This is a genomic window from Aliivibrio kagoshimensis, from assembly GCF_050337105.1.
GTDB classification, from domain to species: Bacteria; Pseudomonadota; Gammaproteobacteria; order Enterobacterales; family Vibrionaceae; genus Aliivibrio_A; species Aliivibrio_A kagoshimensis.
Window position 1 is genome coordinate 65901 of sequence record NZ_JAKJSQ010000006.1, and the last position, 21159, is coordinate 87059.

The window sequence follows — 21159 nt, forward strand, 5'->3', positions numbered from 1 at the left end:
GTTACTCCGAATGCTGCGAGTGAATAATAGGTGATAGGCTGTTTTTTACCCTCTCAACCGTAATGTCTGACATGAGATCTTCCCCTTTTACACGGGTACTCCAAGCCAGTTGGTCAATCGGTTTGTTATGTTGTTTTTGGGCATGATGTTCATACACACTGACCACTCTGTCGAGATCGTTATAGGGACCAGTACGTTTTGGGTTACTGTGGGCATATAACCCAATCACCGGAGTGCCTTGCGTGGTGGCAATATGCGCAGGACCTGAATCAGGGGCAATCACTACATCGGCGCGTTTTAGCACAGCAGTTAATTGCTTAAGGGAGGTCTTGCCAATTAAGTTAATCACCTCGCCACTCATTTTCTGTGTAATACGCTTACCAAGTTCAATCTCTCTTGGCGCAGGGGATCCACATAACACCACGTTACAACCTTGCTCTAATGCGTAATCGGCAATTTGTGCATAGCCTTCCATTGACCAGTTTCGCTCATCTTTACTAGCGGCTGGTGAGATAACCACTGTTTTACCCTTGGTAGGAAACGCATTGATTGCAAAATCATTATCGTCAGCAGAAAGAGGGATATTCCAGAAAGGAACTGACTTTGGAACGCCAATAAACTGAGCAAAAGAGAAGAAGCTATCCAGAACGTGGGCAGAAGCGGTATCGGTGATCTTTTTATTGGTGAATAACCACTGCCCCTCTTTGGCTCTTTTACGATTAAATCCGACTTTGTACTTGGCTTTGATGCCTAAGGTGAGAATGCTGGCTCGAAGCGCTAACTGCATATGCAGCAGAGCATCGAATTTCTGATCACCAAGCTGCTTCCAAACGTGTTTCATGCCAGCGAAGCCTGTTTTTTTATCAAACACAACCACGTTTATATTGGGCAGATCATGAATCAGTTGCGCTTCAATCTTTCCGACAATCCAAGTGATCTTAGTGCTCGGCCAGTGAGATTGAATCGCTTGCACAGCAGAAACGGCATGGCAGACGTCGCCAATTGCTGAAAGTCTTAAAATACAGATGGATTTTGGAGCAGAAGAGAAAAGAGCCATGTGAGAGCGGAGTCCAAAATTGAGTAAGTTAGAATTATGCCGCTTGAACATGAAAAAGAAAAGCTGAACGAAACTTTATAGAGTTGCTACAATGTCGAACTGTGATTTATACAGACAACATCTAGCCTCGGAACAACATTTTTTGGAGTAATTGTAGAGTGCCTATAAAACAACGCTTTCACGCCCACGGTTGGTTTATTTTAGTTAATGCATTGCTCGCATTGATGATAGCCACACGATACTTTGCTTTCTTGCCAGAGTTTCCCTCTGACTTTATGGGAGCGACCTTTATTGTTGTCGGTACCTTCAGTCAAATGGTTCTGCTGGCATTGGTTATTGGATTGATTTCACTGCCCGCCCTCTTTTTTGGTAAGTTACCAAGAAATGTGTTGCAGGCGCTTATTGCCTCGATAGGTGTTGGCGCGCTGTTTATTGATACCTTAGTATTTGCTCAGTATCGCTTCCATATTAATGCGGTAGTGCTTGAATTGGTCATGTCTGGACAAGTGGTGAGTTTTCCTCTGGTCACTTGGTTGACGGTAATTGGCGGCGTATTGCTGCTGGTATTGGCACAATTTTCCCTGATTCGTTGGTTAGAAAAACCCGCTGGTATCACTCAGCACCGCTTAGGTCGAAAGTTTGCCTTAGTGACCTTTTTTGCTTTGTTGGCAACCCATGGTATTCATATCTGGGCCGCTGCAAATGCTTATCAACCAGTGACGATGGTTAAGCGCTATCTACCACTGTTCTATCCGGCAACATCAAACAGCATGATGCGAAAGTATGGTTGGATTGATGAAGCGGCGATTGAGCGCCAAAAATCGATGAAGTTGAACAGCAAAAGTGATCTTAACTATCCATTGAACCCGCTGCAAACCACCGCGGTTGAGAAACCGATGAACATTATGCTGCTAGTGGTCGATTCATGGCGTGCAGATACCTTTAACGCAGAAAACACCCCAAACATGTGGCAGTACGCGCAATCGGGCATGGTGTTTGACCGTCATATCGCTTCTGGCAACGCCACGCGTACCGGGATATTCGGCCTGTTTTATGGTATTTCAGGCACCTATTGGCATGGATTCTTAGCCAATAAACAGACCCCAGTACTAATGGACCGCTTGCAGGATCTCAACTACGACTTGGGCATTTTTACCGCGGCGCAGCTTAGAAAGCCCGAGTTTAGCCAAACCGTTTTCCGTAAAGTGCCTGATTTGAGAATTGGCTCTCAAGGCAAGCGACCATCTGATCTCGATAAGAACCTGACCGAAGATTGGTTGGCGTGGTACAGCAATCGAGATCAGAGCAAGCCGGCGTTCTCATTCCTATTTTATGATGCGCCGCACGGGTATGACTTCCCGAAAGATTACGCGCATCGCTATGAGCCGATGTTAGATAAAGTGGATTACTTGAAATTGAATAACGACAGCGATCCAACGCCATTCTTTAATCGCTATAAAACTAGTGTGCACTTTGTTGATAGTGTAGCAAAGCAGGTATTGGATAAACTGAAAGAGAGCGGCGATCTTGACAATACCTTAGTGATCATTACCGGCGATCACGGCCAAGAGATGAACGACAATAAACTTAACTTCTGGGGACACAACAGTAATTTTACAGATGCTCAAGTTAAGGTCCCTTTTGCTATCTTTGGCCCTAAAATCAACAGCGACAGCATGAAGTGGCAAGCTAATGATCTGACCAGCCATCAAGATGTGGTGCCAACACTGATGAAAAACTTCTTAGGGGTCACCAGTGATACCGGTGATTACTCAGTAGGTGCAGATCTGCTTGGTAAGCGTGTTGAGCGTGAATGGATTATGTCCTCCAACTACAGCGGATACGCCATTGTTGAAGAGGCGTCGATTCTAGAGATAGGTGCAACGGGGCAGTATCAGCTGCTTGATAAAACCAACCGACCACTGAAAGACAAAGAGATTAACTTCCACCACTTGCAACAAGCACTGGAAGAGATCAGTCGTTTTAGTAAGTAACTGTATTAAAATCGAAGCCTTGGTTAGTGTTTAGTTAACTGAGGCTTCGTTCTTCCAAACCTTTTTCATCCTCATCCCTATTTGAATCACACTCCCCCAAACAGATGCTGAGCAAGAAGAACACCACAATGGTCTGAAGTTCAATGAAGTTGGTATAGAACATACTCATGATCAAAAAAGCCGCAATCAAGAACAGCCCATAGTTGGAGAGTGGTGTTCGTTGTGATCTGTATAGTTCGAAGAAAATTTTCAGTATAAGTAGCAAAAATAAGAATGTATAAACCAAGCCATTAGAGCTGATAAGAGTTAACGTGGCATTATGGTGATCTTTAAATGAAAATTGATTGTTAGTCTTTTTCATCAATTTTTTCGCCATATCGTGCGAGGTTAAATAGGCTTTAAATTCATCTTGAATATTATTTAGTCCCAAGCCCGTAAGTAGGAATGACGGTTGTTCTTTGGTTAAGTGTTGCTGAAACAGAAGTGCATGACGCCACATGCCAATTCTCGCATTATTAGAATCATGAGTATGAAGGTTTCCGATACTCTCAACTCTTTGAATAACAACATCAACTGATTTTGGTGCGAAGATACTCGCTGTTACCACTAGAGCCAACATGACTCCGATGGTATAGACAAGCAGTTTACGGTTAAACAGCAAGCAATACAGGGGGACCACAAGGATCAGTGCCACAATAGGCGCCCTCGAACCATTAAAGATTATTGAGAGGCAAGAGAGCAGTAACAGTAACCCTAAAGCGATTCTGTGTTTTTTCGCTAGCTGTACTTGTGAGAGCAGACAGAGCAGTAATATAACCAGGTAGGTTAACAGTTCACCCCAGCGTCCAATATCCCAAAAGCTGTCCACTCTCTGGCCTTTCCAAACGTTAAGCTGAAACAGTTTATAAAAACTAAACAGAACACTGATGGTTACTCCGAGCAGCAGCCACTTAATTGCAATCCTTCTGTTTTCTTCTTTTCTAAAATGATAGATGATCACTGGGAGCAGCAGTAAAAAAGAGGCTTTTCTAAAAAAGAGCAGAGCACTCTCAGCTCCACCAGGAGAAAGTAAAGAGGTCACCATACCAATCACAAACAGAGCCACAGAGCATTTAGCAATAGCGTGGTCGTGCAACCAACGCCTAAAACCAACAGAGCTAGCCGTTTTAACAATCAAGAGTAACAGCGTTAAACTGGCCGAAAGGTATAATCCAGCTTTTGATGTGTATAAAGAGGCGGAGAAAAAAGCAAAAATGAAACGTTCACACTGCTCTAAGCGAATCTGTTTAATCGAGTGAATCATGGATATTCTTAAGTAAGTAAGTAAGTAAGTAAGTGCTTTATTCGTTAAGAGTGAACTATTTATTACAACCAAAACAAAAATGAATAGTAACAAATCGCGCTTAAACATTCTTCCTGAACGTGAAAAAGTTTATAATCATTGAGAGATGAAACATTTGGATGATGTGAAATGAAAATTTTAGTTACAGGCGGTGCGGGCTTTATTGGTTCTGCCGTAGTGAGACATGTGATAAACAGTACGGCAAATAGTGTGGTTAATGTCGATAAATTGACCTATGCAGGCAATCTGGATTCATTAAGCGATGTCTGCAATCATGAGCGCTATGCATTTGAGCAAGTAGATATTTGTGATAGCCAAGAGCTACAACGCGTATTTTCTGAGCATCAGCCAGATGTTGTGATGCATTTGGCAGCGGAAAGCCATGTGGATCGCTCTATTGATGGGCCGGCAGCATTTATTGAAACCAATATTGTCGGCACGTATACCTTGCTTGAAGCGACTCGCGCTTACTGGAACAGCTTAGAACCAACTAAAAAGGAAGCTTTTCGTTTTCATCATATATCCACCGATGAAGTGTACGGCGATCTTGAAGGCACTACCGATCTGTTTACTGAACAAACTTCTTATGATCCAAGTAGCCCCTATTCGGCATCCAAAGCATCATCCGATCATTTGGTGCGCGCGTGGCAACGTACCTACGGGCTTCCAGTCTTAGTCACTAACTGCTCAAATAACTATGGGCCATACCACTTTCCTGAAAAGCTAATCCCCTTGATGATTCTCAATGCCTTAGAGGGTAAATCGCTGCCGGTATATGGTGACGGCATGCAGATTCGCGACTGGCTCTATGTCGAAGATCACGCCAGAGCACTGTATAAAGTGGTCACCGAGGGTACGGTTGGCGAAACCTATAATATTGGTGGCCATAACGAAAAAGCCAATATTGAGGTGGTTAAGGTTATCTGTGAACTGTTAGAGGAGTTAGTACCCAATAAACCGGTTGGTATAGAACATTATCAAGAGTTGATTACCTATGTGACTGATCGTCCTGGTCACGATGTTCGATACGCGATTGACGCTTCCAAAATTGAACGGGAGTTAGGTTGGACACCAAAAGAGACCTTTGAGTCTGGTATTAGACATACCGTAGAGTGGTATCTAAATAACAAGCAGTGGTGGAGCAGAGTACTTGATGGTTCTTACAGTCGAGAACGATTAGGAGAGGGAGAGTAGTATGAAAGGTATTATTCTTGCTGGTGGATCTGGTACGCGCCTCTATCCGCTCACTCGCGGTGTCTCTAAACAGCTGTTACCTGTCTACGATAAACCGATGATCTACTATCCGCTCTCTGTGCTGATGTTGGCAGGTATCCGTGACATATTGATTATCACAACACCAGAAGACAGTGAGAATTTCAAACGTCTGCTAGGTGACGGCAGTGACTTTGGCATTAGCTTGCAATATGCGATTCAAGAGAGCCCGGATGGCTTAGCACAAGCGTTTATTATTGGTGAAGAGTTTATCAATAACCAGAGTTGCTGTTTGGTGTTGGGGGATAATATCTTTTACGGCCAATCTTTCTCCAAAACCTTAGTCAATGCAGCAACTCGTGAAACCGGGGCGACGGTTTTCGGTTATCAAGTCAAAGACCCGGAACGCTTTGGTGTGGTCGAGTTTGATGACAATATGAAAGCACTCTCTATCGAAGAGAAACCGTTAACGCCGAAATCCAACTATGCGGTTACTGGACTCTACTTCTATGACAGTCGAGTGGTAGAGTTTGCCAAAAAAGTGAAACCTTCTGAGAGAGGGGAGCTAGAAATAACCAGCATTAATCAAATGTACTTAGAGGATGGCTCTCTGAATGTAGAGTTATTAGGTCGTGGTTTTGCTTGGTTAGATACGGGCACTCATGAGAGCTTGCATGAGGCCTCCTCTTTTGTGCAGACCATAGAGAATGTGCAGGGGCTAAAAGTGGCTTGCTTAGAAGAGATTGCTTGGCGTTTTGGCTGGTTAAGTGACAGTGAGTTGAAGCAAAAAGCAGAGCCAATGCTAAAAAATGAGTATGGCCGTTATCTTTTTGATCTCGTAGAGAAGAAATAGAATGAAAATTCTGGTTACAGGGTGTAATGGACAAGTAGGCACCAGTTTAGTAAACAAACTAACTGGAGTTGTTGAACTGTTAGCGGTAGACCGGGAGTCGTTAGACATTACTGATGAGCATGCAGTTGAACTTTTAGTGACAAAATTCAACCCTAATATCATCATTAATGCAGCGGCCTATACTGCTGTAGACAAGGCAGAAAGTGAGAGTGGATTAGCTTTTTCAATAAATAGCGATGGCCCTAAATATTTAGCAAAAGCGGCTCATAAAACAGGTGCTGCGCTGTTACATATATCGACGGATTATGTCTTTTCAGGTGACAAAATAGGGGAGTACAGCGAAACTGACAAAACGGCTCCACAATCTGTTTATGGCCAAAGTAAATTAGCGGGTGAAAACGCGGTCATAGAAAATTGCGACAAGCATATTATTTTACGTACCGCTTGGGTATTCTCCGAATATGGCAATAACTTTGTCAAAACCATGCTCAGATTAGGTCGAGATAGGGAAGCGCTGTCGATCGTGGGTGATCAATATGGCGGTCCAACCTATGCAGGTGATATTGCCACTGCGCTTATAAAGATTGCCCAGGCTATTCAGGAAAAACAACAGGTCAATTGGGGCATTTATCACTTCTCAGGCTTGCCACACGTCTCTTGGTTTGAGTTTGCTGCTGATATCTTCAACCAAGCAGCAGAGCATAAGGTAGTTAATAAAGCGCCAACACTAAGTAATATCCCAACTTCTGATTACCCTACGCCAGCGACTAGACCTGTGAATTCGAAACTGAATTGCAGTAAAATATCTCGAGAATTTACCATTGAAGCAAGCGATTGGCAGCAAGCGCTCAATCAAATCCAAGACTATAAGTGAACAATATGAAAATCATTGATACCAAAATACCCGATGTAAAAATTATTGAACCCAAAGTATTTGGTGATGAGCGTGGTTTTTTTATGGAGACATGGAGCCAAAATCAGTTTGAACAGTTAGTTACGGGGAAGCCAACATCCTTTGTTCAAGATAACCACTCGAAGTCCAAAAAAGGGATTCTGCGCGGGTTGCATTACCAAACTGAAAATACGCAAGGTAAGTTAGTGCGTGTTATCTCTGGTGAAGTGTTTGATGTGGCCGTTGATATCAGGAAAGGGTCGCCGACTTTTGGTCAGTGGGTTGGTGAATTTCTATCTGCCGAAAACAAGCGTCAACTTTGGGTGCCGGAAGGGTTTGCACATGGCTTCTATGTGACCAGTGATGAAGCTGAATTTGTCTATAAGTGTACTGATTACTATAATCCGCAAGCGGAACACTCTATTGCATGGAATGATCCCGAGATTGGGATAGAGTGGCCGTTAAGTGATGAGCCGATGTTATCGGATAAAGATCGTCAAGCATTAAAGTTGAGTGAGTTGAAAGTATTATTATAATCGTTCCACGTAGTTCGCATAGATAATTTGAGTATAGTGATGAAAAATGAATTTAATAAAATAGATCTCTTTCTTCTTAATATTTGTGGTAAATATATTTCAAAAAGAGAACATGGTGAGAGGATTTTTCATCCTATTAAGTCAATAGCTTATTTCGCTTTGATATACCTAAGAGGACATAAAAAGGATGATCTCCATCGGTATATAAGTTCCAAATTTTGTGGCTTTTCTGTAGGTAAATCCACTATTGGCTATAAGGCTTTTTGGAGTGTCAGAATGAATGGTGCGAAGTTGTTAAAATCCGTTGGCTCTTTCTCATCTATAGCTCCGCATGTTGTTATTGTTGCAGGTAACCACCCTATTCATTTTAAATCCACAAGCTCGATTCTTTATAGTAAAAATAGAGGGTTTATACCTGAAAGCAAGCAAATTCCTGAACAGTTAAGTGACGTAATTATTGGGAATGATGTGTGGATTGGCTCAAATGTAACAATTCTTCCTGGGGTAAATATTGCTGATGGTTCGATTGTTGCGGCAGGCTCTGTAGTTAACCGTGACGTCCCACCATACGCCATTGTCGCAGGAGTCCCTGCTAAAGTGATAAAGTACAGGTTTGATAGCAATACGATCAACCAACTGTTAGAAGAGAAATGGTGGAACTGGTCAGATGAAAAAATAAAAGAAAAAATCAGCACTATGTATAACGAATCTGATTTTTTTAACTGATCAAGTCAAAAAGGTCACTTTGTACGATGTCGAGCTATTTCCAATACTATTTTTCATAACAATCACTATAAGGAATTATATTAAAAGGCAGTTTTGATATTGGCGAACAGTTAAAGATACCAATAGAGCTATCTTGAAACAAATTGGCGGCATTGCTCATAAAGGGAAGGATTTTCTCGTTATAGTCATTAAGTAGCCCGCACTTTTGCATGTTCTGGTTATTCTCATAAAAACGAGGCTCTTTAGCATTTGATATATCTAAACCAAGCAAACAGACACGCTTCGGGTTTAGATGAAAAGCGACCTGCACGGCAATAGCCATAACAGTGCCACCATCTACGACTCCATCATCTAGGTTATCAGTAAACTGAGTCTCTTCTGAAAATTGATCGATATTAAATAGATAGATATCATTATTTTCAATAATAGAGAGGTCTCGTTCAGCAATCGCGCATAACGCCCCCAAACTGACAATCAATTTTGTCCTTTCTGAGTAAGATTGTAGAAGGTCAAAACGCTTGTAAACAAAAGTGGCATCCATAACGACATGAGCAAAAACGGGCAGGTTTTGCTCTGTCGCGATGCTGATTGCTCCGTTGAGGAAGATATTACTATGATTGTGTAGCTTATTCATATCCAGATTTTTAACACTGGGGCCTGAGCCTATAATATTAACCGTGGATTCTTTGGTTACATCTAATGACATGTCGGAGAAGCGTTGGATATTCAGAGGCTTTCTTCTAAACAAGACTTTTTTTCCAGTGACCTTGATATCAGGCCAGTAATCAATTTTATACCAATCTGACTCTTTATGAGTGAGCTTGATAAACTTCTTAATGGCTCTTCTTCTGAGTTGAACAAAATAGTAGTGATGAGACATATTCAATCCTAGTTCTTTCCTACTGCCAACAAGTGCCTTAAGGTGCTGGAAATGGAGCCACTGTTCATTGCAACAATTTTGGTTAATTTTTGAGTTTGCCCTGCTCTAAGACTTGCATCTGTGAGGAGTAGAGTTACTTTTTCAGCGAGCTGAGTACTGTTATTAACAATATTAATGGCAGTATCTTTGCTCATTAAGGAGACAATCTCTTGAAAATTAAAATAACTCGGACCAGAGATAATTGGCATTCCTAATGCTGCAGGCTCTAATACATTATGTCCACCAACTTTACCACCAAGCAAACTACCACCCATAAAGCAAATATCAGCAGCACCCATAAGCACGAGCATCTCTCCCATGGTATCACCGAGGTAGACTTGAGCTTCAGAAGTGACGGAATCATTAGAGGTCCGTTTCACACTATTAACCCCGAAGCTTTTACCCAACTCAAAAACACTGTCAAAGCGTTCTGGGTGGCGGGGTACAAGAATAAGCAGAGCATTTGGATGTTGTTTTAACACTTCTAAGTGTGCAGCAAGCACTTGCTCGTCTTCACCCTTGTGTGTACTAGCAGCAATCCATACAGGCCTGTCATTTCCTAGTTTATTTCTGAGCTCTTTGCCTTTTTGTTTGATCACATCCGATATCTGGATATCAAATTTTATAGAGCCAGTAGTTTCAAGTTGCTCTAAGTTAACCCCTAAACGTGCAAAACGATCAGCATCGGCCTGTGATTGACACAATACTTTACTTAAGCATGGGGAAAGTAAGTTGAACAGTGGCTGAACTCTAGCGTAGTTCTGGCAAGATTTTTCAGACAAGCGAGCATTGATGACAACGATTGGAATGCCAGCAGAGTGAACCGTATGGAGTGTGTTTGGCCACAGTTCCGTTTCGATAATTAGCATCTTTTCTGGGTTTACTGCTTTTAAGAAACCTCGAACAGCAAAAGAGAAATCAATCGGCATATAGCGATGCTCAACCAGATCGCCGAGTTTCTCTATCTGTTCACATCCAGTGCTGGTAGTAGTAGTGACAACAATGGTTTGCTCTGGGTTTCTCTCTTTTAACTCTTTTATCAGTGGAATAGCAGCGATGCACTCTCCTACAGAAACCGCGTGAATCCACAGTGGGCGACCATTTGAAGTAAGAGAGGGAGTAAAACCGAAGTGCTCTTTCCAGCGTGGACCAAACTTGGGCTTGTTGGGTTTGCTTTTATAGAGCCCAAATAACAGCAACGGCGCAGCAAGAGTGAGTACTAACGTATAAAAGACTCGAATTAGCATGAACTGACCTGAATCGCTTCCAGTTTCTTAATACTAGTAAGGACTTGTTGTGGAGAAAGTTCAGAGAGGCATTTCAAATGTTTAAATTGGCACTCACGTTTAAAGCATGGGCGACACTCTATATCGGTATGGACAATGTCGACATTTTTCGCCAGTGGTGGTGTGTATTTAGGAGAGGTAGAACCATATACCGCCACGACATTACAACCGACTGCCGCTGCCACGTGCATTAAACCAGAATCGTTGCTGATGACGGTTTCACAAGCGCCCAGAAGATCAACCGCTTCGATCAGGCTGGTTTGTCCGGCCAGAACATGTATTTGAGTATGGAACTCAGCAGGAACCTTCTCTTTAATGCCGTTACAGCTGTCTAGATCCTTTCCTGAACCAAATAGCCACACATGATGGCCTTGTTGACACATAACGTGAGCCACTTCGGCATAGTGCGTTTCAGGCCACTTTTTCGCTGGGCCAAATTCAGCCCCAGGGCATAAACCAATAACTTTTGCTGTTGTGTCGAGGTTAAACTTCTCAATTGCTGCTTTTTGAGTGATGTCATCAATCGTTAAGCTTGGTCTAGGTAAGGTGTCTAATCCACCTAATGAGCTAGAATCAATCATCTCTGCTTTAGGGTGAGCCAAAGCCACGTAACGCTCAACCATAAATTGAAACGCTTTTTTATTGCTGCGCAGATCGTTGAGTAGTCCGTAACGCATCTCGCCTTTCCAGCCGATACGTTGTGGAATATTAGCAAACCAAGGAATCAAAGCGGATTTTGCAGAGTTTGGGCAGACATAGGCTCTATCATAACCCTGCTTGCCTAACTCTTTACCCAGTGCTCTACGACCAAGCAGATTAAAATCCCCATGACCAAGCGGCATCCCTATTGCTTGGCTTACCTCTGGCATACGCTCTAAAATCGGTTTACACCACGCAGGCGCCATCACATCAATAATGGCATCCGGGTATTGCTGCTTTAAAGTGATATACAGTGATTGAGACATCACCATATCACCCACCCATGAGGGGCCAATCACTAATATTTTCATTTATTACCAATTATTCATTAATGCTTTCTAGAGACTAGAGACTAGAGACTAGAGACTAGAGACTAGAGACTAGAGACTAGAGACTAGAGACTAGAGACTAGAGACTAGAGACTAGAGACTATAAGAGCGAGTATGACTGTTTTGTTCTTGCTTTTATAGTTTCTATAAGCGAAGCGTTCTAGTCAGCGTAGCATATAGTTTCTAGCGATTCACTATTGCCATATACTCCGCAACACCCTCTGCAACTGACTTAAACTCAACATCACAGCCAGCAGCTCGAAGTTTGGTTAAATCAGCTTGGGTGAACTCTTGATATGCGCCTTTTAGGTGCTCAGGGAAAGGAATCGTCTCAACTTCGCCTCTGCCATGGTGTTTAATAACAGCGTCTGCTACTTCGCGGAAAGGTTCTGCACGACCAGTACCGCAATTGAAAATACCCGATACGCCATTTTCCAAGAACCACAGATTGACTGCTGCAACATCGCCTACATAGACGAAATCACGTTCGAACTGATCACTGCCAGTAAACAGCTTTGGGTTATCACCCGCATTCATTTGGTTATTGAGGTGGAAGGCAACGGATGCCATAGAACCTTTGTGCTGCTCGCGGGGGCCATACACATTGAAGTAGCGAAAACCGGTAATTTGAGAAACAGTCTCACCATGCGCTTCCGCATCAGCCCATAAGCGTCTTACGTAGTTATCAAATTGCTGTTTTGAGTAACCGTAGACATTTAATGCTCCTTCATACTCACGAGCTTCAATAAACTTGTCGGTATCACCGTAAGTGGCAGCAGAAGAGGCATAAAGGAATGGAATTTCGCGTTCAATACAGAAGTGAAGCAACTCTTTTGAGTATTCGTAATTGTTCATCATCATGTACTTGCCATCCCACTCGGTGGTAGCAGAGCACGCACCCTCATGGAAAACAGCATCGATAGAACCAAAATCATCACCCGCCATAATCTGGGCAATGAAGTCCTCTTTATCCATGTAGTCGGTAATATCAAGATCGACGAGATTTTTGAATTTTTTGCCATCTTTGAGGTTGTCGACCACTAAAATATCATTAATACCGGAGTCGTTAAGAGCTTTAATAATGTTGCTGCCAATCATGCCAGCGCCGCCAGTTACAATGATCATTTTGAACCTACCGAGAAAGTTTTGAATTGGGCTAATTGTATCAAAGAAAGTTAAGACTAGAAACTAGATCGCTTCGCTGGATAGAGACTATAAGAGAATAGATTTGAGGGGTCGCACTTATAGTCTCTAGCTTCTAGTCAGCGATAGCGTATAGGCTCTGCATTGAGATCTGCCTCGAAGTTCAATACTAGAAACGATACGCTTCGCTAGCTAGAGACTATAAGAGAGTAGAGATCAAAAATGCTCTTATAGCAGCGCAGCGATCTAGTCTCTAGTTAGCGACAGCGTATAGGCTCTGCAATGAGACCTGCCTCGAAGTTCAATACTAGAAACGATACGCTTTGCTAACTAGAGACTATAAAAGAATAAAGCTCAGGAACTTCGCACTTATAGTAGCGCAGCGATCTAGCTTCTAGTCAGCGGCAGCGTATAGGCTCTGCAATGAGACCTGCCTCGAAACTCAATACTAGAAACGATACGCTTCGCTGGCTAGAGACTATAAGAGAATAGAAAGCAGTAAATGCTCTTATAGTAGCGAAGCGATCTAGTTTCTAGTTAACGACAGCGTATAGAAAAGGATTTTGTATGCAGCAAACTCAAACCAACATCAAAACCGAACTCATTCACCACGGCGGAAAATATGGCGTAACCGGTTCTTGTCATGAGTTGAAAGTTAACAATTACGGCATTTTAGTAGATTGCGGTCTGTTTCAAGGAAAGGATGCGAAAGATAGTAATGGAACACCGCGCAAACTTGATATTGAATTCCCCATTGGTCACATCAAAGCACTGCTACTTACCCATACTCACATTGATCATATCGGCCGCTTACCCTGGTTACTGGCCAAAGGGTTCAAACAACCAATTTATTGCACGCCGGCAACTGCAGAGTTAGTGCCACTGATGCTAGATGATGGCTTGAAACTTCAATTAGGACTGAACGCCTCTCAGAGGGAAAGCGTGTTAGAGCTGATCAAGAAACAGATAAAACCTATTCCATATAATCAATGGCATAGACTCTCTCTTGGCCCCTTAATCCTATACGTTAGATTCCAACCGGCTGGTCACATCTTAGGCTCTGCCTATATTGAAATAAAACTGCCCAATAATGAAGTCATGGTCTTTTCTGGTGATCTTGGGCCATGCAATACACCCTTGTTGGCCGATCCCATATCTCCTAAACGTGCCGACCTGTTAATCATCGAGAGTACCTATGGCAACAAACTGCACGATAACGTAGAGACTCGGGCAAACCGTTTGCAGGAAATTATCGAGCGATCACTGCAAGATGGCGGGGCGATTATTATCCCCGCGTTCTCAGTGGGCAGAACCCAAGAGTTGCTGTTCGATATTGAACACTTGATTTATGAACACGCCATCAATACAACGATTCCAGTTATCCTCGACTCGCCGCTAGCCAGCAGAGTGACCAAACAGTATCGCCGCTTTAAAAAGCTGTGGAGCAAAGAAGCGAAGAGAAAACTGCGTCATCAACGGCACCCTTTAGATTTTGAACAATGCATCACCATAGAGAGCCATAACGATCACTGCCAGATTGTTAACCGGTTAAAAACCACTGCTGATCCCTGCATCATTGTGGCGGCCAGTGGTATGTGCAGCGGCGGTCGAGTGATGAATTATCTAGAAGCCCTGTTACCCGATAAGCGCACGGATGTTATTTTGGCAGGGTACCAAGCTCATGGCACATTAGGCCGAGAGCTGCAAAATGGTTCAGATACTGTTTGGATAGATGATCATAATGTGCAAGTGAATGCACAGGTTCACACCATGTCCGGTTATTCAGCCCACGCTGATCAAGCTGATCTCATCAAATTTGTCGAAGGGATTGAGGAGGGGCGCAAGGAGGTGGTTGTGGTACATGGGGAGGATGAGGTTCGTCAGGAGTTTGAACGGGAGTTGGAGACTAGAAACTATACGCTTCGCTAACTAGATACTATAAAAAAGATCGCTCACAGGCTTAACCTTTACTGAATTGTCTTCATCATGGCGTAAACGTGTGGGCGTCGAGGTTTGATACTAGAAACTATACGCTTCGCTGACTAGAGACTATAAAGAAAGATCGCTCACAGGGTTAACCTTGATTGAATTGTCTTCATCAAGACGTAAACGTGGTGTGCGTCGCGGTTTGATACTAGAAACTATACGCTGCGCTGACTAGAGACTATAAAAGAAAAAAGAATAGAACGCCGTTGCTGAGTGTGCTCATATAGTTTCTAGTTTCTAGTTTCTAGTTTCTCATTGAGTATGATTATCTAAAGGTAAGTAGAAATGCTGTTTGAACAACTGAAGGTATGGCAACGGTCTGCTCGGCTGGCTTGTGACGTTATCGAGCTATTTGAAGGGAATAGGAATTTTGCATTAAAAGATCAAATATTGCGCTCTTCGCTATCTGTGCCGTCAAATATATCCGAGGGGGAGGAAAGGGAAACAGTGAAGGAGAAAATTCGATTTTACTATTATGCCAAAGGATCTTGTGGTGAACTGCTTACGCAGTTGCTGATAGCGATTGAAACATCGAGCGTACCAAAGGAACCTGCAGCTCTTTTAGTAAATGAAACCAGACAAATCGCAAAAATCATCGCCACAATTATCCAAAAGGAGAAGAGCAAGGGCTTTTGACTTTATAGTCTCTAGAGCGTAGCGTTCTAGTTAGCGTAGCGTATAGTCTCCTGAATTCTGCTAGCGAAGCGATCTGAACACTTCAGACTCCCTACCATTTCCGCTATACTGTGAACAATGAAATATTGAAGACAAGCGGAAGGCAGTAGCACAACATGAAAACCAAAGACCGAATCATTAACTGTGCCCTGCAGCTCTTCAACCAAAGCGGTGAACGTAACATCACCACCAACCACATAGCTGCACATCTAGAAATCAGTCCTGGTAATCTCTATTATCACTTTCACAATAAAGAGGAGATCATTCATTCGATCTTCGACCAATACGCGCTTGATTTAAAGGTGCGTTTCCCAGCAATTGGTGAGAGTGAACAAAAGAGTATTATGCCAACCTTCCATATCATGCAGAATTATTTAGACTCAATCTTTATGTTGATGTGGAATTATCGATTTCTCTATAGTAATTTACCCAATATTTTGAGCCGTGATAAGGCGTTACAGCAAAAATATCTTAAAGCTCAGCAAGAGTTGCACGATAACCTTGTAAGTATAATGTTCAGTTTTCGAGATACAGGTTTAGTAAACCTAGAAGATGAAGAGGTTGTAGCATTAACGAAAACACTGCATCTCGTTTCAACGTGTTGGATCAGTTATCAAACAACTATGTCGATAGACACGGTGATTACAGAGAAAGATATCTATAGAGGCATGCTTCAGATGCTCAATGTGGTGAAGCCGATAGCAACCGTTGATGGTAAGAAACAATTTGTAGCATTAGAGCAATATTATTTAGAGCAGTGTAGATAGAGTACCTAGTTTACAAACAATTTGATGACAGATACAGTCTGTGCGCCTTGGGGATGCGAATAACCTCAGGGCGGTAGCGTGTGCAGACCACAGGAAAATCATGTGAATTTATGGCATAATGAGGTCTCCGATTTGCATTGCCATAGATCGAGTTTCTGTATAATAATTGACTGGCGATGCCCGATTTGTAGACCATTTCCAATTTTCTAATACATTCATAAAGCAACTTGGAAGCAAAACAGTGAGTAACCAATCCTATTTATGGATTCAATTCAATATTGATACATTAAGACATGGTTGAGCTAAGCCTTTGATGTAGAGGTGATTTATCAAGAGATAAAAGAGTCATACGTTTAGATATAACATCAGATAGAAAAAGCGCTACTAGAACATATTAAAATACAAACAGCTTAAAGGTGAGTATGTAATATGAGGACGTCAAATCGTAACCGTTATTTGACCGTATTGATAGCGATGTCCATGATTTTCGTAACATATAAAGTACTTAAATTAAAAATGTGGGATAGTAATTCAATAAAATGATAAGAAAAATTAAACAATTATGGGCAATTCTATCTTTAGAACAACGAAGAAGGCTCGCTATATTACAAGTAATGGTTGTAGGTATCTCATTATTTGAGCTTATTACCATTGGGATGATAGCCGGATTTATGGGGATCATTTCAGATAATAGCAAATTAGATTCGTACTTAAGTTTTGTGAATATATCACTTCCCGAAAGTACATCATTTAGCAGCGTATTATTCATTATATCCTGTGTTATATTGGCGCTTTTAACAGTAAGTTCATTGTTGTCAATAATTATGACAAAAAAAATCAATCAGATATCATTAGGTTTTGGCCATGAGTTGACTTGTAGGTTGTTTGATTTTTATCAATCTCGTGAGTGGGTCTATTATATAAAAAATAATTCAAGTAATTTATCAAATAAAGTTCTTATAGAAAGTAACCGATTAGTATTTAGTGTGCTTACGCCTGCAGTAAATATGCTATCTCGATYGGTATTTATTTTATTAATAAGTATAGCAATTTTTTCGTATGATATTGAAACAAGTTTTTTTGTTATTTTGTTTTTTGTATCTAGCTATGTTTTCATCTCAGCAGTGCTTAAGAAAAGATTGCAACGAAATGGATTTCTAGTTACACAAGCTAACCAGAAGAAAAGTAAAATAGTCAAAGAATCATTTACTAATACTAAAACAGCAATTCTATTAGATAAAAGGCAGTACTTTATTAAGGCCTTTGAAAAGCAAAGTTTACAACAATCACAAGCTCAGGCAAGCACAATGACCATTGCAGGAGCACCAAGGTATATGATGGAGTGGCTTGCTTACGTAAGTATGATAATGATCATCATGCTAAATCTTATTATTAAAGGTAATGATTTCTCGACTATACTTCCATTACTTACTATTTATGGTTTAGCCGCATTTAAATTACTACCTTCATTACAACAAGTATATAACAATCTTGCTACTATCAAAGGCAATATATCTGTTCTCGACATATTGAGAACAGATATGGCATTTAGTTCAATAAAAAAATCAACTGATAGTAACTCGAATGTTGTTCCATTTGAGACATCGTTGGAAGTCTCAGAAGGTTGTTTTTCATATAATAAGAATACGCAATTAGCCTTAAATTCAATTAATTTAAAGATCAATAAATTTGAAAAAATTGGAGTTGTAGGGCATTCAGGCTCAGGTAAATCGACATTAATTGACGTACTTTGTGGTCTATTATCATTAGATAGTGGCAACCTAAAAGCTAATGGTGAATCAATAGAGAAATTATCAGACTGGCACCATAATATTTCTTATGTACCTCAAGTTGTTAGTTTATTAGATTCTACAATTGCTGAGAACATTGCCTTTGGTGTTGATTACTCTGAAATAGATTGGGATAAAGTCAATAAAGCTGTCGAGTTATCTTGTTTGAGTGAACTAGTATATAATTTATCTGAAGGACTAGATAGCCAGCTTGGTGAAAATGGTATACAGATATCTGGTGGTCAAAGGCAAAGGATAAGTATAGCAAGAGCATTATATGCTGAGTCTGAAATCCTAATCTTCGATGAAGCGACCAGCGCTTTGGATGGTATTACTGAAAATCAAATAATGGAATCAATCGATAGGTTATCGGGTAAAAAAACTATTGTAATGATTGCACATCGATTAAAAACTATTAGAAATTGTGATCGTATCTATTTTATGGAAAAAGGTGAAGTAGTCGATGCTGGTAGTTATCAGTATTTGATGGAGAATAATGAATGTTTTAGAAAAATGGATAAGTTTGCTTAATAAGTAACAACTTCTTAGGTAATTTAATATAAAGTCAGGAATTTAAATAAATGGGTTGTACCTTATCGTTAATTGGTCGTACCAATGCCTTATCCACACAAGATATCACTAGCCATGAAACGGAGTTGTCTCAAATCGTTTCAAAGTCTCGCTTTCTTGTTTTAGGTGGTGCAGGCTCTATCGGCCAAGCGGTCACCAAAGAGATCTTCAAACGTAATCCACAAAAACTGCATGTTGTAGATATCAGTGAAAATAACATGGTTGAGCTGGTTCGCGATATTCGTAGTTCATTTGGTTACATCAACGGTGACTTTCAAACCTTTGCTTTAGATATTGGTTCCATTGAGTACGATGCATTTATTAAAGCGGATGGCCAGTATGATTACGTGCTTAATTTATCGGCACTGAAACATGTACGCAGCGAAAAAGATCCGTTTACTTTGATGCGAATGATCGATGTGAACGTGTTTAATACAGACAAAACCATCCAACAATCGATTGATTCTGGTGTGAAGAAGTACTTCTGTGTATCTACCGATAAAGCTGCCAATCCAGTCAATATGATGGGGGCATCGAAGCGAATCATGGAGATGTTCCTGATGCGTAAAAGTGAACAGATAGCTATTTCGACCGCTCGTTTCGCCAATGTGGCTTTCTCTGACGGTTCACTACTGCACGGCTTTAGTCAACGTATTCAAAAGAATCAGCCAATCGTTGCCCCAAATGATATCAAACGCTATTTTGTGACACCGCAAGAGTCAGGTGAGCTCTGTTTGATGTCATGTATCTTTGGTGAGAATCGCGATATCTTTTTCCCTAAGCTGAGTGAAGCGCTGCACCTTATTTCGTTTGCAGATATAGCGATTAAATATCTCAAGCAGCGAGGTTTCGAACCGTACTTATGCGAAAGCGAAGATGAAGCTCGTGAGTTAGCAAAAACATTACCTGCCCAAGGTAAGTGGCCATGTCTGTTCACTTCAAGTGACACAACAGGTGAAAAAGATTTCGAAGAGTTTTTTACCGATAATGAAGTCTTGGATATGGAACGCTTTGAGAATTTAGGCATCATTAAAAATGAACCGCTCTATCAGCAGCAACTGCTTGAACTGTTTGAGCAGAAAATTGCTCAAATGAAATCTGATCGTCAGTGGAGCAAGGAAGAGATAGTGAAGCTATTCTTTACGATGATCCCTGATTTTGGGCATAAAGAGACGGGTAAATATCTCGATAGCAAAATGTAATTGCTAGCGTTATTAACAGTAGAGAGCTAAACCATGAGCCAGGCATCAATCGTAAAGTTTGTTCGAGATGTATACCAAACTAATGATTTTATTCCATTGCATGCGCCAACATTTGATGGCAATGAGCAAAAGTACGTTTTAGAAACGATTCAAAGCACGTTTGTTTCTAGCGTAGGTAAATTTGTCGATCAGTTTGAGCAAAAAATTGAAGCGTATACTGGAACAGAAAAAGCAGTAGCGACGGTAAATGGTACCGCTGCACTCCATGCCGCCCTGTATATGGCGGGTGTTCAGCCAGGTGACTTTGTTATTACACAAGCCTTGACGTTTGTGGCGACCTGTAATGCACTGCATCATATGGGTGCGACTCCTATTTTCGTCGATGTATCGCCTGTCAGTTTAGGCCTTTGCCCTAAAGCGATGGATGAATTCCTGACTCAAAACGCACAGGTAACTGACAGTGGCTGTATTCATAAACAGAGTAGGCGCGCAATACGTGCCGTAGTGCCAATGCATACCTTTGGCCACCCTGTTGAGTTAGATGAGCTTATTGCAGTTTGTCAGAAATGGAATATTGCCTTAGTTGAAGATGCAGCTGAAAGTTTAGGCTCTTTTTATAAAGGCCAACACACGGGTACGCTCGGTGATTTTGGTGCAGTGAGTTTTAATGGTAATAAAATCATTACGACAGGGGGCGGCGGTATGATTCTGTGTAAAACGTCCGAGCTTGGTGCTCGAACTAAACACATAACTACAACTGCTAAAGTCCCACATCCGTATGAATTTTACCACGACGAAGCAGGTTTTAATTATCGTATGCCTAACCTAAATGCAGCGTTGGGTTGTGCGCAAATGGAAGTGTTAGATCAATATCTTGCACAAAAAAGAGTATTGGCTAATCGCTACGAAGATTTTTTTGCGCAAAGTGATTTTCAGTTTGTGGTGGAGCCAGAATATGCACAGTCCAACTATTGGCTCAATGCTCTGATTTGCCCATCGGTTTCGGCTCGTGATGAACTGCTTAAACAGACTAACGACGCAGGTGTAATGACTCGTCCAATCTGGCAGTTGATGCATCGTTTGCCTATGTTTAAAGATGTGCCACGTGGAGAGTTAATTCATTCAGAGCATATTGAAGCGCATTTGATTAATTTACCGAGCAGTCCTATCTAGAGTGAAGA

The 21159-nt window shown here is 41.5% G+C and carries 18 protein-coding genes; 12 read left to right on the forward strand and 6 right to left on the reverse strand.

The window, feature by feature from the left end:
• Window position 1: 1 nt before the first annotated feature.
• Window positions 2-1057 carry a glycosyltransferase family 9 protein gene (locus tag L4C32_RS03930; protein WP_428195553.1) on the reverse strand — a complete coding sequence of 352 codons (1056 nt, stop codon included), beginning with the start codon at window positions 1055-1057 and terminating at the stop codon, window positions 2-4.
• Between the two features lie 158 nt (window positions 1058-1215).
• Here L4C32_RS03930 and L4C32_RS03935 point away from each other — a divergent pair, with 158 nt between their 5' ends.
• Entirely contained in the window at window positions 1216-3051 is a 1836-nt protein-coding gene (locus L4C32_RS03935; protein WP_428195554.1) for a DUF3413 domain-containing protein, read from the forward strand.
• Between the two features lie 34 nt (window positions 3052-3085).
• Here the strand turns inward: L4C32_RS03935 and L4C32_RS03940 are convergent, their stop codons facing one another.
• On the reverse strand, window positions 3086-4354 hold the full coding sequence (locus tag L4C32_RS03940) for an O-antigen ligase family protein (RefSeq protein ID WP_428195555.1): 1269 nt from the start codon (window positions 4352-4354) through the stop codon (window positions 3086-3088).
• 168 nt (window positions 4355-4522) lie between these two features.
• Between L4C32_RS03940 and rfbB the strand changes: the two genes are divergently transcribed.
• The 5 genes from rfbB to L4C32_RS03965 are packed head-to-tail and all read left to right on the forward strand — an operon-like array spanning window position 4523 to window position 8612.
• Window positions 4523-5587: a dTDP-glucose 4,6-dehydratase gene (gene rfbB, locus L4C32_RS03945; RefSeq protein WP_428195556.1), complete on the forward strand. Its 1065-nt coding sequence runs from the start codon at window positions 4523-4525 to the stop codon at window positions 5585-5587.
• A 1-nt stretch (window position 5588) separates the two neighbouring features.
• Entirely contained in the window at window positions 5589-6458 is an 870-nt protein-coding gene (gene rfbA, locus L4C32_RS03950; RefSeq protein WP_428195557.1) for a glucose-1-phosphate thymidylyltransferase RfbA, read from the forward strand.
• A gap of 1 nt (window position 6459) precedes the next feature.
• Window positions 6460-7332 carry a dTDP-4-dehydrorhamnose reductase gene (gene rfbD, locus L4C32_RS03955; RefSeq protein ID WP_428195558.1) on the forward strand — a complete coding sequence of 291 codons (873 nt, stop codon included), beginning with the start codon at window positions 6460-6462 and terminating at the stop codon, window positions 7330-7332.
• Window positions 7333-7337: 5 nt separating this feature from the next.
• A complete protein-coding gene (gene rfbC / locus L4C32_RS03960) occupies window positions 7338-7886 on the forward strand; it encodes a dTDP-4-dehydrorhamnose 3,5-epimerase (RefSeq protein WP_428195559.1) in 549 nt (182 codons plus the stop codon).
• A 39-nt stretch (window positions 7887-7925) separates the two neighbouring features.
• Window positions 7926-8612 (forward strand): CatB-related O-acetyltransferase, encoded by a 687-nt coding sequence (locus tag L4C32_RS03965; RefSeq protein ID WP_428195560.1) that lies wholly within the window; start codon window positions 7926-7928, stop codon window positions 8610-8612.
• Between the two features lie 46 nt (window positions 8613-8658).
• Here L4C32_RS03965 and L4C32_RS03970 read toward each other — a convergent pair whose 3' ends face one another.
• The 4 genes from L4C32_RS03970 to rfaD form a co-directional block, all read right to left on the reverse strand.
• Window positions 8659-9492 carry a hypothetical protein gene (locus L4C32_RS03970; RefSeq protein WP_428195561.1) on the reverse strand — a complete coding sequence of 278 codons (834 nt, stop codon included), beginning with the start codon at window positions 9490-9492 and terminating at the stop codon, window positions 8659-8661.
• Window positions 9493-9500: 8 nt separating this feature from the next.
• Window positions 9501-10778, reverse strand: coding sequence for a lipid IV(A) 3-deoxy-D-manno-octulosonic acid transferase (gene waaA / locus L4C32_RS03975; RefSeq protein ID WP_428195562.1), 1278 nt, complete (start codon window positions 10776-10778; stop codon window positions 9501-9503).
• Window positions 10772-11827, reverse strand: coding sequence for a lipopolysaccharide heptosyltransferase II (gene waaF / locus L4C32_RS03980; RefSeq protein ID WP_428195563.1), 1056 nt, complete (start codon window positions 11825-11827; stop codon window positions 10772-10774). The genes waaA and waaF overlap by 7 nt, the downstream gene beginning before the upstream one ends.
• A gap of 201 nt (window positions 11828-12028) precedes the next feature.
• On the reverse strand, window positions 12029-12970 hold the full coding sequence (gene rfaD, locus L4C32_RS03985; RefSeq protein WP_428195564.1) for an ADP-glyceromanno-heptose 6-epimerase: 942 nt from the start codon (window positions 12968-12970) through the stop codon (window positions 12029-12031).
• A 585-nt stretch (window positions 12971-13555) separates the two neighbouring features.
• Here rfaD and L4C32_RS03990 point away from each other — a divergent pair.
• The 6 genes from L4C32_RS03990 to L4C32_RS04015 all read left to right on the forward strand — a co-directional run bounded on the left by L4C32_RS03990 (window position 13556) and on the right by L4C32_RS04015 (window position 21151).
• The gene (locus L4C32_RS03990) at window positions 13556-14917 is read left to right on the forward strand and encodes an MBL fold metallo-hydrolase RNA specificity domain-containing protein (RefSeq protein ID WP_428195565.1); all 1362 of its coding nucleotides are present in this window, start codon (window positions 13556-13558) and stop codon (window positions 14915-14917) included.
• Between the two features lie 342 nt (window positions 14918-15259).
• On the forward strand, window positions 15260-15610 hold the full coding sequence (locus L4C32_RS03995; RefSeq protein ID WP_428195566.1) for a four helix bundle protein: 351 nt from the start codon (window positions 15260-15262) through the stop codon (window positions 15608-15610).
• 155 nt (window positions 15611-15765) lie between these two features.
• Entirely contained in the window at window positions 15766-16416 is a 651-nt protein-coding gene (locus tag L4C32_RS04000; RefSeq protein WP_428195567.1) for a TetR/AcrR family transcriptional regulator, read from the forward strand.
• A 539-nt stretch (window positions 16417-16955) separates the two neighbouring features.
• Window positions 16956-18737, forward strand: a complete 1782-nt coding sequence (locus L4C32_RS04005; protein WP_428195568.1) for an ABC transporter ATP-binding protein — start codon at window positions 16956-16958, stop codon at window positions 18735-18737.
• Between the two features lie 50 nt (window positions 18738-18787).
• Window positions 18788-19978: a UDP-N-acetylglucosamine 4,6-dehydratase gene (locus L4C32_RS04010; RefSeq protein WP_428195569.1), complete on the forward strand. Its 1191-nt coding sequence runs from the start codon at window positions 18788-18790 to the stop codon at window positions 19976-19978.
• 33 nt (window positions 19979-20011) lie between these two features.
• Complete coding sequence (locus L4C32_RS04015) at window positions 20012-21151, forward strand: LegC family aminotransferase (RefSeq protein ID WP_428195570.1); 1140 nt, start codon at window positions 20012-20014, stop codon at window positions 21149-21151.
• Window positions 21152-21159 lie beyond the last annotated feature (8 nt).